At 43.2% G+C, this 16,640-nt stretch carries 11 protein-coding genes and 1 tRNA gene; 6 read left to right on the forward strand and 6 right to left on the reverse strand.

All coding sequences use genetic code 11. From position 1 onward, the window contains the following. Nucleotides 1–3 precede the first annotated feature (3 nt). The 5 genes from JEY82_RS05120 to JEY82_RS05140 all read right to left on the reverse strand — a co-directional run bounded on the left by JEY82_RS05120 (nt 4) and on the right by JEY82_RS05140 (nt 9,104). Nucleotides 4–1,671: a PAS domain S-box protein gene (locus tag JEY82_RS05120; RefSeq protein WP_304083316.1), complete on the reverse strand. Its 1,668-nt coding sequence runs from the start codon at nt 1,669–1,671 to the stop codon at nt 4–6. Then, a complete protein-coding gene (gene ercA, locus JEY82_RS05125) occupies nt 1,655–2,815 on the reverse strand; it encodes an alcohol dehydrogenase-like regulatory protein ErcA (protein ID WP_304083319.1) in 1,161 nt (386 codons plus the stop codon). The genes JEY82_RS05120 and ercA overlap by 17 nt, the downstream gene beginning before the upstream one ends. A gap of 296 nt (nt 2,816–3,111) precedes the next feature. After that, nucleotides 3,112–4,671: a DUF4301 family protein gene (locus JEY82_RS05130; protein ID WP_304083321.1), complete on the reverse strand. Its 1,560-nt coding sequence runs from the start codon at nt 4,669–4,671 to the stop codon at nt 3,112–3,114. Nucleotides 4,672–5,076: 405 nt separating this feature from the next. Further along, complete coding sequence (locus JEY82_RS05135) at nt 5,077–8,364, reverse strand: autotransporter outer membrane beta-barrel domain-containing protein (RefSeq protein ID WP_304083323.1); 3,288 nt, start codon at nt 8,362–8,364, stop codon at nt 5,077–5,079. 664 nt (nt 8,365–9,028) lie between these two features. Next, nucleotides 9,029–9,104: transfer RNA gene (locus JEY82_RS05140), tRNA-Lys, on the reverse strand. 79 nt (nt 9,105–9,183) lie between these two features. Between JEY82_RS05140 and JEY82_RS05145 the strand changes: the two genes are divergently transcribed. From JEY82_RS05145 to JEY82_RS05155, 3 genes are all read left to right on the forward strand, one after another. Beyond that, entirely contained in the window at nt 9,184–11,130 is a 1,947-nt protein-coding gene (locus JEY82_RS05145) for a cytochrome c biogenesis protein CcdA (protein WP_304083326.1), read from the forward strand. 133 nt (nt 11,131–11,263) lie between these two features. Further along, entirely contained in the window at nt 11,264–12,454 is a 1,191-nt protein-coding gene (locus JEY82_RS05150; RefSeq protein WP_304083330.1) for an iron-containing alcohol dehydrogenase, read from the forward strand. A 99-nt stretch (nt 12,455–12,553) separates the two neighbouring features. Then, on the forward strand, nt 12,554–13,429 hold the full coding sequence (locus JEY82_RS05155) for an AMIN domain-containing protein (protein ID WP_304083333.1): 876 nt from the start codon (nt 12,554–12,556) through the stop codon (nt 13,427–13,429). Nucleotides 13,430–13,526: 97 nt separating this feature from the next. Here JEY82_RS05155 and JEY82_RS05160 read toward each other — a convergent pair whose 3' ends face one another. Next, nucleotides 13,527–14,756: a Xaa-Pro peptidase family protein gene (locus tag JEY82_RS05160; RefSeq protein ID WP_304083336.1), complete on the reverse strand. Its 1,230-nt coding sequence runs from the start codon at nt 14,754–14,756 to the stop codon at nt 13,527–13,529. A gap of 189 nt (nt 14,757–14,945) precedes the next feature. Here JEY82_RS05160 and JEY82_RS05165 point away from each other — a divergent pair, with 189 nt between their 5' ends. Genes JEY82_RS05165 through JEY82_RS05175 form a run of 3 tightly spaced genes read left to right on the forward strand, consistent with a single transcriptional unit; the run spans nt 14,946 to nt 16,619 of the window. Beyond that, entirely contained in the window at nt 14,946–15,371 is a 426-nt protein-coding gene (locus JEY82_RS05165; RefSeq protein ID WP_304083338.1) for a CoA-binding protein, read from the forward strand. Then, a complete protein-coding gene (locus JEY82_RS05170; RefSeq protein ID WP_304083340.1) occupies nt 15,368–15,805 on the forward strand; it encodes a YkgJ family cysteine cluster protein in 438 nt (145 codons plus the stop codon). The genes JEY82_RS05165 and JEY82_RS05170 overlap by 4 nt, the downstream gene beginning before the upstream one ends. A gap of 4 nt (nt 15,806–15,809) precedes the next feature. After that, nucleotides 15,810–16,619: a J domain-containing protein gene (locus JEY82_RS05175; protein WP_304083344.1), complete on the forward strand. Its 810-nt coding sequence runs from the start codon at nt 15,810–15,812 to the stop codon at nt 16,617–16,619. Nucleotides 16,620–16,640: the final 21 nt, after the last annotated feature.

The following is a 16,640-nucleotide window of genomic DNA, read 5'->3' on the forward strand; positions in this document are numbered from 1 at the left end:
GACCTAATCCAGCCCGATACAATCGGGAGCAACAGGGAGTTTAATTACAATCTTTGTTCCTAACATCGGGCTGGTTTCAATTACAAAACTTCCTTTATGCTTTTGGGTGATAATAAAGTACGAAACAAAAAGACCGAGGCCGGTTCCCTCGCCGATTCCTTTTGTTGTGAAAAAAGGCTCCAAAGCTTTCTTTTTAGTATCTGCATCCATTCCCGGCCCATTGTCTTCAATCTCAAGCCTTACATTATTCCCTTCTCTCCCGATTCTGACATAAATTTTACCTACTTTATTTGGGTCTTCTTTTCTTACAGATGTGATCGCCTGCACAGAATTTTTAATCAGATTAATTAAAACCTGCTCAATTTCAGACGGAGCACAAAAAATATCAGGGACACTCTCCTCAAACTCTCGAATAACCTCTAAACCGGCACGTCCTTGCTTTTGGTAAAGATCATATCCGCTTGAAGAAAGTTCAATCGCTGTATTCATAATTTCAACAAGACTTGTGCAAAATTGCTGTCCTCCCGTCTGCCTGCTAAATTGAAGCATATTCGCAACAATTTTAGCCGAACGCTTCCCAAGCTGCTGGATAGATTCAACTTTAGAGATGATTCCTCTCCGTTCACAATAGGCATGAACGGCTTCAAATGTTACCCCGCACTCACGGGCAACTTCATGATTCTTTTGAAATTCTGTTGAAAGCCTGCGCAAAATATTTTGACTGCCCTGAAGAATTCCCCCCAGAGGATTATTTATTTCATGAGCCATACCGGCAGCCAACCCGCCAACAGTCATCATTTTTTCAGTTTGAACCATAACTTCTTCCATTCTGGTTCTAGCTGTAATGTCATCAATACGAATAACAGCTCCGGACTCCCCTTCACCTTCAAAGGGAAAAACTACTATCTCAAAGAAAACGGTTTCTCCGGAGTGGTCAACCGTAAAAATTTCTGTTCCCCCAGCTTCTTCATTTCGAATAGTCCGCTCAATTAAATTCTTAAATTTTCTAACTTCAGGCATCACATCAAAAAGATAATTTCCTAACGCATCTTTCTCAACAACGCCTGTTTCAGCGACAGCATAAGCATTCCAAAGAACAACACTCGAATCCTCATTCACTCCGACAAGAATAGACTGCATAGAATCAATTACGTTACCAAGGTAGTTGCGCGTTTTTTGCAATTCCCTCTGATCAGCAAGCCTGCGAGTGACATCACGGGCAACCATTACGAGATAAAGCCTGCCTGCGACAAAATGAACTCGTACAGTGATCTCTACAGGAACACTTACTCCGTCTTTCCCTAAAAGCTCAGTGATAGAAATATCTTCATCATCATGAGAAGGACCTGCATCACTGTTAGCAATCACAGTGCGCATAAGGATACATGTCTTTTTAGGAAATATGGATTCGGGAGGGCTTTCGACCAGTTCTTCACGAGAATAATTAGTTTTTTTCAAAGCAGTTGCGTTAACATCTGCAAAACTCCACGAAAAAGCATCCAGAACAAACAGAGCGTCATTCGCATGCTCGACCAAAGCTCTAAACCGCTCAAGCTCATTGATCCGGTCACGCAGTTCAGGATAATAGCTTTTGCGCATTGAGTTCTCACCAAGCCCGATAAGCTTGTTGCGAACATTATCATTACTATCTGATCTAGAACGCCGCTTCATAAATCTTCTCTACATCTTCGCTGTTTAATTCGACAGGATTGGTGACCATACACGCATCTTTCAAAGCCAGTTCTGCCAACTTAGGAATATCTTCTCTTTTTAGACCGAAATCTTTAAGGGTCTTTGTTATTCCTGCATCCTTTCTAAGCGCAACAATAACATCTATAAGGGATCCGCATATCTGATCAGCAGTTTTACCTTCAACATCAACGGACATCGCTTTAGCAATATCCGTATACCTGTCTTCCGCAGAAGAAAAATTAGTTTTAATAACATAAGGGAGAAGTATGGCGTTGCACTCACCATGCGGAAGATTCAAATGCCCGCCGAGACTATGAGCCATTGCATGAACAGCTCCGAGTATTGCGTTCGAAAAAGCAAGCCCAGCCTCCATGCTACCCAGCATAACAAAGCCGCGAAGTTCAATATTATCAGGATTTTTAATGGCTGAAACCAGATTTTTACTGACCAATTTTATAGCGTCAAGAGCAAAAAGATCGGTCAAAGCGGAATTTGCATTGGATACGTATGCCTCAATAGCATGAGTCAAAGCATCGAGCCCTGTAGCCGCAGTCAGTTGCGAGCCCATTGTTGTTGTGAGACTAGGATCAACAAGGGCGGCATCAGGAACCATAGCCTTGCTGACAATACTGATTTTAACATGACGAACAGTGTCAGTTATTATTGCAAACTGCGAAACATCGGCAGAACTGCCAGCTGTGGAAGGTATACAAATTAACGGAGGTCCGGGAGAATCAACCATGTCGACTCCCTCGAAAGAAAGAATATGAGCGTTGTTAGTTGTGACTATGCCGATAGCTTTCGCACAGTCCATAGGGCTTCCACCCCCAACTGCTACAATACAATCACAATTATTTTCCTTGTAAAATTCAGCACCCTTCATGACTTCAACATCTCTTGGATTTTCCGAGACATCACTAAACACAAAGGTTTCAATTCCCGCCCTATTCAAACTATCTTTTACATCAGCAATCCAACGGCAATGAAGCACTCCGGGATCAGTAACCATCAGCGCTCTTCTAGCTCCGAAATTTTCAGCATATTGCCCGGCAAGTAGAGCAGAACCGGCACCAAAAACCAGTTCGGGTGCAACGAATTTGCGCATCGCCATAACCTCTTTCATTCCTGCCTCCGAAAAAGATAAAAACTAAATATCATTCAAAAAATTAATATTATTCTAGCTAACTCCAATTAAATATGTACTTATTGAAGTGTATCGACATTCGTTTAACATGAAAACAAATTTATTTTTTATAAAAAAGAGAAAAGCCCGTCAGAGTCGTGACGGGCTTTTCCAATATAAACAGTACAAATGTTATCTTAGCGTATAAAATCTACGAAACAGATTTAGTGCCAGACTCCAATACGACCAACGCTATAAACATCTATACATAACATCTCAAGAACAAGAAGAATTAACTAAACTTGATGTTCATCCTTTAAAAGGTCGTTAACTGTTTTAACAGGTGAAAAAGTACTCAGCGGAACCTCTACAAAAACAGTAAGCCATTCTGCCATCGCCCCGTTCCAAAGCCCGGGTAATTCCAAAGCCTTAAGTTTCCGGCCTTGCTCGGACTTATGAGAAATAAAACCTGTTTCAGGATCAGTATACTTCATCAGATCAAACGATCTTCCCCGGTAATCACGCAATCCGCAAACAATATCAACCGGATTAAAGTGAGTTGAAGAGTTTAAAATCTCCATCTGCTTAGGACTATCCATATCAACCTGACTTTTCTCAACAATTTGTGGTGAAATAATCCCATCAGAACCGACTACCCAAAACGGTCCGCCACCCGGTTCACCTTGATTTTTTACCATACCACAAACACGAATCGGTTTATTAAGCTTGGAAATAAGTATCTCAGCTTTTAGTACCAAAGGCATGTTACCGAAATCAACAGGTAAGGTCATATGCAGCCTTGTCACAACAAAAAGAGAAGTAACCGCTACTTCAAACTCTGTCAGAGAAGGCTTCTTCAGCATTTTTATACAATCAAAAATCTGACTTTGAAGCAAAACTAAAAGACCGCCGAGCAATTTTTTATATTCAATAGTATCCGCCTTAAGGCCATCGGGAACTACGTTATCGATGTTTTTAAGGAAAACAATATCACCCTTTATTTCATTTAAATTAACAAGCAATGCACCATGACCGGCCGGCCTGAAAAGAACCTTATTATCATCAGTGCGGAATATTTCATTATTTAAATCAACAGCAATAGTGTCTGTCTTGCGACTCTGCTCAGAATAAGAAATATCAAAGTCAAACTCCGGAAATTTACTGAGAGCTTCAGCTATATGTTTTTTCGCCTTCTTTTCATTATCGGGAGCAATAGTGAAATGCAGACGAATCTTTCCCTCTTCATCTTTCGCATATTCTATTGCTTCTAAGATGTGTTCCTCAAAAGGTGTGCGAAAACCATCCCCATAAACATGAAACGGAATCAATCCCTTCGGATACTGTGAATAGTTCAATCCTTTTTCGGTAAGCAAATATTCTAAAATTGTCCGGCAATCATTTTGTGCCAGACATTCATCCAAATCTTCACCACCCTGCTTCATGGATTCTTTAAGATCTCCATAAAAAGCAAACTTAGAAAGTGAATTTATAAAAGTACGAGCCATTTGAAGAGAGGCTTCATCGCAATCATCGTTTGATTCAAAATTTTTATGATCAGTTTTCAGAAACTCAAGCAAAAATTTAAACATACGTGTCGCAGCGCCGGATGCAGGCACAAATTTAGTTATGCGCCCGATATCAACAGCGTCATTAAATATATTAATCAAACCATCTTTATCTTCTTCAGGAATAATTGAAATTCCATCTTGCAAGGTACAGGAACGTTCCAGATTTGTTGCCGGAAATCCTTTTTTTAAACGCATAAACTGATCTGCCAACACGCGCGCCGAAATACTGCCACCAATAATATCCTGCAACTTCTTTTCAACTTCGCGGAATTCTTTTTCAGTAGACATATTCAGCTCTCCTTTGTCTTAAAATAGGAAAAACAATGCGCTTGCATGTATTGACCGGCCACTCGACAATCACATACCGAAGAGGATCTTACCTTTCCATAACACACATTTTTGTCTGTGTTTAGCTATAAATTAAAAAAATGTGATAAAAAAAATAATTAATCACATTGTTCTTAAGTGCCCTTATTTATGAAGCTTTAATGTCATAAGCATTTATAATTTTAGCCGTAAGACATGCCTATTCGTCAGCTATAATTAGGAATTCCCCGCAACTCAAAAAAGATTCCAAGCTTGAAAAACAAAAACCCTCTCACAGCAATAAAAGCCATAAGAGGAGGGATTGGTAAAAAAACCTTGTAAGGATTCACTAAGCTTGTAATAGAGAAGTCAACGCGCCTACCTGAATCAAAAGGCCAACTGTGCTTCACACATCAAACTCTGACTGACAGCATGTTCCTCAACATCACCTTGATAACGCAAGGTGAGACTCATGCCCTTTTCATGAACAGCTCGAACACCAACCCCGAACCGACAGGAATCCTTTGCTGTTTCAGCTGTGAGTTGAGAAAAACCTGTCCCCGGCATTCCAGTCATTGACGTTGTAATATTCCGGTCCTGACTGAGCCATTCGTGAATCCACATAGCCGAAATTTCGGGGATAATCTGACCAAAATCGGTGTCCCATGCGCGATCGAATTTGACTCCTAGCCCGCTCTCTAGAAAATTACTGTCAATATTTTCCATGACAAGATTAGCTGATCCGGCTCCGGACTCAGTGTATCCATCCTGATGAAACCGAGTATATTCCATGGAAACCATGGGAGTTATGCCATATCCATCGAGCTCATATTTATAGCCGCCAGAACTCTTGGCAGTCATAGTATACCCGTTCGGGTCAGCTGTGGCTGTTCGCCCCAGAAACGAGATACGCCTGTTCAGCTCATACTTGTTGTATGCCCCGGCAATAGTTGTATCTACATACCAAGCGTCTGTGAACAAGGTTCCATACAGCCCCATAGTATAGCTTTTCATATCGGAGCTACTGCTACCTGTGTCCTTGTAATCCGCGTCGGTCTTTGCATAACCGCCACTAATCCCGATCAAAAAACCATCGTTGATAACCTTGTCATATCCGCCTGACATAATGATACTATCGTAATCATAACCGTCATATCCGCCATGAGTGTCCATACTGCCTGTGCGGCCCAGCACCCGAAGATGCATGCCGTTTGACTTAACATCAGGCTTACGCCCCATAATTCCAGCCAAATCACCATTGGAAGCCACCATAGGCCAGGATGCAGGGTCATCAGGAGTGGGAGTCTTATCTTTTTTAGCCATCAAGATCTGATAGTCACGCATTTCTGCCATGCGGGTCTGGGTAGCATGGGACACAATGTGAGAAGTATCCACACTCATGGCCGTTATTCCCATAAGCCCCGATCCACCAAGTTGATTCAGGCATTCGTTAAATTCTGTCTTTGAAGATGAGCTATCGAGCTTTTCCAGAACGGCCGCCAAATCTCCAGTGGCCGTTGCAGTGAATGGGTCCAAATATAGCGCAGTTGCATAACCATTAGGATTTTTATTATCTACCAGATCCATATAACTTTTCTTAGTGAGATTAATATTGTCACCAACTATATTGGCAGCCATCAATGCCGAGTTGGATGTGTATGTCCCGGTCCCTGTTAGATTATTGCTGGTCAGGGCTGTAAATGTCGTACCACTTGCAATGAGTCCACTCACTGAGAATGAAACTTCACCATTGTTAGTAAAGGTATTGGCAACCTCTACGGCAGGTGTGGAGAATTGCGTTATTTGAATATTTAAAGTTCCATCCTGAACCGTGAGATCCTTGGTATTGATACCACCGGAAATATTCCATACACCGGCCCCGGTCTTAGTCATGGTGGTGATGTTGTTCACCGCTCCATTCAAGTTTCCTGCCCCATCCAAAGTCAACAGGTTGGTCCCGCCTCCAAGCTCAATCCGTCCGGTTACACTCGCACCATTTCCCAGCGTAATGGAGTCATCAGCTCCGCCGTCAATCCAGTTACCGGTTCTCCAGTCTATCATTCCTGCTCTTACAGCATACGCTTCATCGTCCCCGGACGAATCAACAGCCTGAAGTGTTCCAGTAACATTGAGATTGATTCCGCCATCGCCGCCCGCCCCCACAGCCAAACCATTAGCTTCTGCCAACACGGAACCCGAAATATTTGCAGCCCCTCCCGCCCCATTGCTTATGCCGCCTTCTAGAGAATACAACCCCATGGCGGTGTTACCACCTGCAATAGCTGAGACGGTTCCAGACAAATCGCCAGTGATATCGAGTCCATTTTTATAAGAATAAATTCCATATGCAGTGTTCCCACCGGCTTTGGCGGTAATGCTACCGGAAACATCATTGAGAGAAATATTATCTTCTTCACTCATCAATCCATAAACTTTATCTCCGCCCCCAATGGCGGAAACCGAGCCGGACAGGTCATCACGAACAATTAAGCTATCACCTGCCAATAACCCGTACACCTTCGACCCTCCTCCAGTAGCAGTGACGGAACCGGAAAGCTTCCCGTTGAGCGACAATGTGTCTCCGACCTCTATCCCTTTGACAAAACCACCTCCCCCAGAGACTTGGATCAAGCCAGACATATCTCCATTAAGAACAAAATTATCGCCTGCATAAAGTCCCACAGCCACAATCCCCCCTGCGGTAACAATGACTGAGCCAGACAAATCTCCATTGATAGTCATGCCATTACCTGAGAATAATCCCCCCCCTCTGGCTCCCCCCGCTTTAACTTTCACCGAACCGGACAAGCCACCAATGGTCATTCCACGCAAACTGGAGTACACCCCCCAAGCATCATCCCCTCCTGCGGTTGCAACAACAGAACCGGACAATCCATTAAGGATCATGCTACCAGAGCGGGTGTACACCCCCCAGGCATCATTCCCTCCTGCTGTTGCGACAACAGAACCGGACAATCCATTAATAAAGATCTCCCCCCAATCGCTATTCAATCCGTAGGCCCTATCCCCACCAGCGACGCTACTAACCAAGCCAGACAAGCCTCCATTTAAATTAATGTCTTCTTCACAATCCAGCCCTGTAACACTGGTTGCGCCGCGCACATCAATTGATCCAGACAAATCTCCATTTAATTCTAGAATATCCCGTGAGATTATCCCGCTAGCTACGCCGCTGCTTGCTGTGCTGGAAATGGAACCGGATATTCCTTTATTGAGTCTAATCCCGGACACCAAAAATCCCAAAGCAGCCTTGTCAGCAACGGAAACAATAGAACCTGATAAGTCTTCATCAAAAGTGATGGAGCCTCGCCCCGTGACTCCCATGGGTTGATTAACTCCATCAACGAGCAAAGCACCCGGGAGTATTCCACCGATAGTTTTCCCGGAACCAATATTAAGTATAGCTGTAGCTAGAGCTGCATCACTATGGGATAGAGTAATGCCTTTAGCATTTACAAATGTAATAGAATTAAGCTCAGGCAAGACGGACGCCAAAGTAATGGTGCCGGAAGCTCCAGAATTGAAGACGATTCTATCCGCGTCACTGGAGTCAAGAATGGCCTGCCGAAGAGATCCTGCACCTGAATCATTCAGATTGGTGACAAAAATATCGGCAGCATCGGCACTGGAGAGAGGGCAAATAAAAAGAAACACAAACGACACACCAAGCGGAATCAATAGCCTACAGAAAAAATACTCTATCAAGACAGCGGAGATAACTGAACGATGGAACATAAATTTGCCTTATCATAGGTATTTGAATAATTATTCGAATAGTCTGGAGTACATACTCTCAAGCATAAAATACTATTTGATATAGCATTACACTAACGAAAATTGTCAAAACATTTCCACGTGAATCCCAGTGAAATAAGTTGCAACATACTATTTTAATTAAATTATCACAAACACGACGAGACAAACAATTAACAAGTATTACAGGAACCAACATACTTAAAAACAAAACTGGAACCTCTATCAACCTATCTTCAAAGCTCTTTTATTAAAAAAAGGACTGAATAATAACTTCTCGTTCTACTTTGGTTTTATCCTTATCATTTTTATTTATTTCACTCTTAACGGGCTTTACTTCTGTACTTTGAACCCCTACGGATTTATACTTTTTGGAGTTAGGCATGCCTATTCTACAACTTGGTTAAATTGGGTTTAATCAAGCAAAATTAGGGCATAACAATAAAACAAAGTTAAAAAGATGGGCTTACACAAACTTTTGTAATTTTACGGGGAAGAGTATGGGGAAGAATTTATTGAAAAGAAAAAGGGGCTTAGACTATTTGTCTAAACCCCTGAACTTGCGTGGTAGGCCACGAAGGACTTGAACCTTCAACCAACGGATTAAGAGTCCGGTGCTCTACCAATTGAGCTAGTGACCCGCGTGTGAAAAGTGATTTAGAGTGGATAGCGCAAGTTGTCAATAATATTTTTATATTTTTTTCTAAAAAAGGCTAATTAATGAGTTTTAAGACCTATTTCGTGATATTTATCAGCATTTTATTTCTGATGGGCGCTACCTGCCCTAATCAGGCTTACAGCGCTCAAAATCAAAATCCCAATCTGAGCACCAAATGGAAACTCTACAAACTGAGTACTGAAGACCAAGCCAAAACGGGACTGCAGACTAAAATTTTAGCCGCCCTTATTCTTGAAACCAAGAACGGCTGGTACACATATTCGCATAACCCCGGCAAAATGGGGCAGCCGACGAAACTAAAGGTGACACTTCTTCCGCGTAAAGCAGAACTTTCGCCTATTTACCTTGCCGGTAAACTTAAAGACGATCCCTTCAATAAAAGGAGCAAAATAGAAATTTATCCCTCCCCCACCCCAATACTTGTGCCTGTTACGTCAGAGTCAAAATCTTTCACTCTGCAAGCACGGCTTTCTCTTCTTATGTGTTCAAAGACAGCATGCCTGCCATTTAAAACGGATTTAAATTTCTTCGGCATAGGAGTTGTTCCAGAAAAGCTTCCTTCTGCCAACGGAGAACCATGGTGGCCTCTTTTTTTGAAAGCGACTCAGACCGCAAACAAGGGTAATATTTCTCTTAAAGACATATCTGCCGAACCAGAAACACTACTTAAACCAGCCCCTGTTGCGGACAAAATTTCAGAAACTACGAAACTGAAATCCGCTCCTGTGCAAAAGGATGCAGAGGCAGCTTTTTCGTTTGAATCTTTAAAACCGCAATCTTTTACACCCGGCCTCGAAGTGGCAGACCTGACCACAGCCATTCTTTTCGGGATTCTTGCCGGATTTCTGCTGAATTTTATGCCTTGCGTCCTTCCAGTGATCAGCTTGAAACTTTCAGCTCTGCTGGCCGGTTCACAGCATGTCGAGGAAAGAGAACGCAGAAGAAGTTTCAGAGAACACAACCTATATTTTGCTCTCGGGATAATGCTCTACTTCGGTGTGCTCAGTGGTATTTTAGGATTCACTGGACTGGCGTGGGGACAGATTTTTCAAAAACCATCTGTTGTCATAGTACTGACCGGAATCGTATTCGCCCTCAGTTTGAGCCTGTTCGGATTGTACAATCTCCCGATCGTAGACCTTAAGATAAACACGGAAAATTCAGGACCACGCAGGCAGGCTTTATTTACAGGCATACTTGCAACTCTTCTGGCAACCCCATGCAGTGGACCGTTTCTAGGCGGAGTTCTCGGCTGGGCCATGATTCAACCGCATTATGTAATCGGCAGTGTCTTTATGAGTGTTGGAGCCGGGATGGCCCTTCCATATATTGCAATGTCGATATTTCCCGGCCTTGTAAAAAAATTCCCGAAACCGGGAGCATGGACAGTCTGGGTAGAGCGTGCGGCAGGATTCTTCCTCGCGGCAACGTGCATCTATTTAATAAGCATTCTACCGGAAGACATGCTTATACCGACGCTGATTTTCTTATGGTTCACAGGAGTTGCAGCATGGATGTGGGGGCTGTCATCCGGCTGTGATACTAAAACGAGTATGATAGCTTTAAGGGCCGCAGCTCTTACCATATGTATTGCCGCCGGATTCTGGGCCGAAACTCCATCCGTGCCGACTGCTCACTGGATAAGCTTTAAACAGGCTGATTTCGCTTCACGAATCGGAAAAGAACCCATGTTTGTTGAGTTCACTGCGGACTGGTGCCCATCCTGCAAAATCCTTGAACAGACAGTACTGACCTCCAGCAACCTCAATCGCTGGCAGAAAAAATATAACCTGCGTTATATCAAAGTCGATCTGACCGCGCCGGATAAAACAGCGGACGACTTTCTGCGCGCTATGGGCAGCAGATCAATCCCGCTTGCGGCTATTTTCCGAAAAGGGAACAACAGCACTTCGCCAACAGTCATCCGTGATCTTTATACCACCGGACAACTGGAAGAAGCACTAAGCCGGACACTCATCGGCGACTAAGTAATAAGGCCTCGGTTCACGGACTGTTTTATTATTGCACTCTGCCCCTTTACGAGAGGGTCTGTGTCAGTTAAATACCTTGGCTGAACTAACACGCTTATTATTTCATAATGATAAATAATTAAGGATCAACATGCTAAACTTTCAATTCTTCATCCCGACACGACTCATTTTCGGCCCCGGCAAACTTGCTGAACTTGGCACTACTCCAAATCTTCCTAAAGGAGATAAAGCCCTTATAATTATAGGTGAATCCGGGGCGATGATCACCAACGGCTATCTTGATAAAGTTCAAGCTGCCCTCGGCAAACAAAATGTTGCCACGATGGTTTTTGATAATATATCTCCCAATCCGAAATCTGATCAAATTGATGAAGCGGCGAAACTTGCCCGTGAAAAAAATATAGATTTTATCGTCGCACTTGGTGGAGGTTCCACTATCGACGCAGCTAAAGCAATTGCCCTGCTGACCACAAATGTTGGTAAATGCTGGGATTTCATTCAGGCCGGTTCAGGCGGAGGCATTGTTGCTGAAAATCCTTCCGCGCCCCTGATTGCCATCCCGACCACAGCAGGAACAGGCACAGAAGCTGACCCGTGGGCAGTTATCAGCAAAAGCGGCGGTACTGAAAAAATCAGCCTCGGCTCAGATTCAACATTCCCGTACATGTCGATCATTGACCCCGAGTTAATGCTGTCCGTCCCTCCGCGCACGACTGCATACACCGGCATTGATGCGTTTTTCCACGCTGTTGAAACTTTTGTTTCAACCGAGCATCAGCCCATGAGTGATATGCTGGCACTTGAATCAGTACATCTCATCACCAACTATCTGCCTATGGCGATTGAGCAGGGCGACAATATTGAAGCCCGCACTGTAATGGCATGGGCCAGCACAGCAGCCGGAATGTGCGAAACACTTTCACGCTGCATATCTCACCATTCTTTGGAACATGCCTTAAGCGCAATGTACCCCGAACTCCCGCACGGTCTGGGACTTGCTAAACTTTCACTTCCATACTTTAAACGCCTTATCCCCGGCAGCCCTGACCGTTTTGAAGATCTTGCGATGGCAATGGGCTACGACACTTCAAGCTTTGATGAAAATCAGCGCGCGTCAGTTTTTCTGGAAGGATTACGTGTCCTGCTCGATCGCACAGGGCTAGCTCAGGAATCACTGAAAAATTATGGTGCAAAAGAAGAAGATGTTCCACAACTTGTAGAAATAGCTATGGCCACAATGGGCAAACTTTTCGAATTCACCCCGACAGAAATGGATCAGGATGACCTTGAATGTATTGTCTCGGAAGCTATTGCAGGCTAGTCGAATCGATTCTGAACAAATAACCGAATCCCCTTGGCAAAAGGTGTTTATTTCGCATAGGCTTTGAGCAGTTTAACGTAACCGAAAATATAGTGCAGTATGCCCGTCAAAAATAAAAAAATTATTCAGTGCCCTTTTTGCAACAGTAACCGTCTCTATCTCAGACGCGGATTAGTTTCTGACGCATTCATTTCACTACTGACACCAGTAAAATCATTTACCTGTGGTTCGTGCAGCCGAAGTTTCAGAAAATACAACAACTACTTTACCAGCAAACAGGCTCTTGTTCACATTCTGATAATACTTGCTCTCGTCGCTTTTACCCGCCCCAGCCTGATTAATCCCGGAAACTGGTTGATGCAGGAACAAGTTACTCAGCCTGAAAAACCTATTCAGTTGAAACCACAAAGCGCTGAAACTTTGCCCGAAGATCAATTCACAGACAACGGAATTGCAGCTACGGCAAATGCGACAGGGAAATTTAACGCAACTCTGGCCTACAAACCAAAAAAGTTAGATAACGCCACGGTTCTGGATGTATATAATGGTACATCAAACGACACTGTCGAGACAATGCAAGTAGATGTTGACACTTCTGAAGTAAGTTTCAATGCAACAGAACAGAATGCGACTGTACCCAAAATTACAGCCAAAACAGCCTTACAAGGCGGAAGACTTAATTCGATATACTTCAAAAATATCGGAGGGAAAACGCGGATCAACCTTGATATGGGTGGTTCTCCGCTCTCCTACACTTCCTTTTTCCTGCGTACTCCGGACAGACTGGTTGTCGATATTCACGGCAGCTGGGAATATTTCGGACCGACCACTTTGAAACCTGAAAATCCGATTTTTTCCAAATTCAGAATCGGAATTTATGAGAATAAATTACGCATGGTAATGGACCTCAAAGGTGACACTCCGGCTCCGACAATTATGAAGACTGACACGGGTCTAAATATTGATGTAAAATAGCAAATAAAGTTTTATAGATATTAATCAAAACAAATCCCCTGAAACGGACATTGAATGTCCGTTTCAGGGGATTATTCTTTAGATGTAAAAACTTAAATCAGCCGATATAAATCATATCAAAAACATCACCGGTGATGGATTTTGCTCCGTCTTTTGTGACTTCAAAAGTATTTTCCACGCCGACCATGCCCACTCCCGGAATACCTATTTTGGGTTCAAGAGCGAAGACCATCCCTTCTTCGATTGGATTATTAAAACCTTTTGCAATAGGCGGAAATCCATCCACAGTCAGGCCGATTCCATGCCCGATAAACGGAACTTTGCTTTCACCAAGCCCCATAAAACCTTCTGAATATCCACTCTTTTCAGCTTCGTTAACCAGCATTGCGTAGATATCGCTCGGAAGTGTACCGGGTTTTAAATTATCAGCCGCCAGATCCTGCATATCTTTACAGAAAGCTTGTGCATTCATAATACTGCAGGGCACTGATTCTTTTGCACCAGACCAGTAAACCTGTGTTTTATCAGTATGATATCCCTCAAGAACAAACCCAACATCCGCAGCAAGCAAGCTTTCTTTCTGCCATTTTTTACATGCGTTACCCATAAACGGAGATGCCGGATGCTCACCGCGCATTCCCAAAGGACCATTAAACGAACTCGGATATATACCGGAATCACCGGCAGAGACATGACCCAGAAAAATTTCTTCACCGAATGCCTGCATCCGCATGTTTCCTTGATGGCCTAATTCAAAAAAGATATTCCAGATAAAGTGCGAAATCTCACGTTCAGTCATTCCGGCCATTAATATCTCGGGCAGAATATCAACAAGCGCGAGGTTATGAAGTTCTCCGGCCTTGCGCATTCTTTTAAGTTCCCATTCCGACTTCACTGCACGGGAAAGAGCCAGTGCTTTATCACAAGGGACAAATTTAGTATCCGGCATACGGGCAGCAAGCATTTCTCCAAGTTGCCAGGTAAGTCCGGCGGTTTCAGCGCCGATAATAGCCGATAAGGGCTGACATACATTTTTAGCCAGCGGAGCAAGATCTTTAAAAGACTTGAATGAACATATATTTTTTATTGAGCTTTCAAGACGCGCCCTTTCAACAGACTTACGAACGAAAAGAACAGGCTCCCCTTCAACCGGCAGCCACAACGCTCCGTTCACAAACGTTCCTGATAAATAAAAAACCTGCAATCTTGAAAAAGCCAGCAATCCCCCTGCTTCAGGAGCTGTTTCAGCTAAAAATCTTCTTACCTTAGCCCAGCGCATTTCAAGTTCCTCTCTGGGAACGGCTATATTTTGTTCTATGTTGCTCATGTGTTAAAATCTCCTTGCTATTCTTAATTAAATTCCAAATTACTTTGAAAAATATATACTTTTTTAAACTGAATGAGTAATTTAAATAAAATATTAATCTTAATCAAAATACATAAAAAGAGCTCTTTGCAAGTCATAGTGCTTTACTGTAGCATGCACGAGTTTGTGCACCACGAGGAGAAAAGTAATATGTTGTTGCTTGATGAAAAAAAGTTAGCCGCACTTCTGAATGAGGTCAAGGTCATAGCCGTAATCGGTGCTGTCGATAAACCGGGCAGACCCGTTGATATGGTGGGCCGCTATCTGATTGAAGCCGGATTTAAAGTTATTCCTGTTCATCCTAAAAGACAGGATGTATGGGGACTGAAAACCTATAAGTCCATTCTTGATATCCCTGAACATATTGACCTTGTAGATGTTTTCAGAGCACCGGGATTTTGCCCGGACCATGCTGAAGAATGTTTAAAACTGAATACAATTCCAAAAGTTTTCTGGATGCAGCAAGGCATATACAGCCCTGAATCCCGGGAAATTCTAAGCGTAAAAAAAATTACTGTCATTGAAGACCGATGTATAATGGTTGACCATAAAAGACTCGTAGGCAAAAAATTATGATTAAAGCTTTTGAATGTCAAAGATGCGGCCACTGCTGTCAAGGCGAAGGCGGCATCATAATGACCAAAAAAGATAGAAAAAGACTGGCTGAACATCTCGGCTTGCCAGAAGAAGAAATGATTTTAAAATACAGCGAGACTGTAAACGGTAAAATCCGTCTCCAAAGCAGAGAAGACGGATACTGCGTATTTTTCAACGAAGGCTGCGGAGTTCACCCCGGCAGACCTGACGTTTGCAGAGCATGGCCATTTTTCAGAGGAAATCTCGTTGACAAACTGAGCTGGGAAATGGTTCAGGATTACTGTCCGGGTATTAACAACGAAGCCGGACATGAACAATTTGTAATTCAAGGCAAAGAATACATTCGCGCGGAAGGATTGCGTCAGCACGATCCTGAAGTGGGTCCCAACGCACTCATTACCGAAGACGACTAGTTATATGAATTTTCAGGACGCACGGCGAATATTAAAGATAGATTCAGATGCAAAAATTGCAGATGTGAAAAAGGCATTTCGTAAACTGGCCTTTACCATGCACCCTGACCTTAATCCCAGCCCTGATGCTGCCCGTAAATTCAGAGAAGTGAATGAAGCGTACGTTTTTCTTAGAAACGAAATGCGTAACGATTCTGAAAAACCGACCTCAGCCGGAAGAGCCTCGTATACCAAAAGAAAAGCAACATTCACTTCTCGAGCCGATCAGAAAACAGCATCTCAAGGTGCAAAAGCTTACCAGCAACAACAAAAAACCGCACGAACGGATGCCCAGAACAATAACCGTTCAGCTTCTGCCCAGCAAAGCAGATCTTTTTATCAAAAAGAGGAAGATGTCCTCAAAGATATTCTTAATGATCCGTTTGCAAAACAGGTATTCGAAGATATTTACCGCCAGATAAGCAAAGATAAACCTTATACGACTTCCGGCTCGGCTAAAGAGCGTAAAATAAACATGAACTGGGGTGATAAATCCGTATCAGTTGATGTTTCGCGTGGAATTTTCGGAGGAATTAAGTCGTGGGTGAGCGGACAGATGGACGATGAACAGACCGTCTTCTTTCCTGCTTCAACACTTATCCCCGGTCGAAACATTCGCATAACCATCCAGCAAGGTTTCAAAAAAAGTTCAAAAATTCTCGATATTACGCTACCGCGAGATTTTATCATCGGCAGACCGATACGTCTTAAAGGCCAAGGCAGAAAACTCGGCCCGCTGAAAGGTGACCTTTATTTACGAATTCTTGCTAAATAGAATTTTAAAAATATATATTCT

It is taken from the genome of Maridesulfovibrio ferrireducens (assembly GCF_016342405.1).
Taxonomy (GTDB): domain Bacteria; phylum Desulfobacterota; class Desulfovibrionia; order Desulfovibrionales; family Desulfovibrionaceae; genus Maridesulfovibrio; species Maridesulfovibrio ferrireducens_A.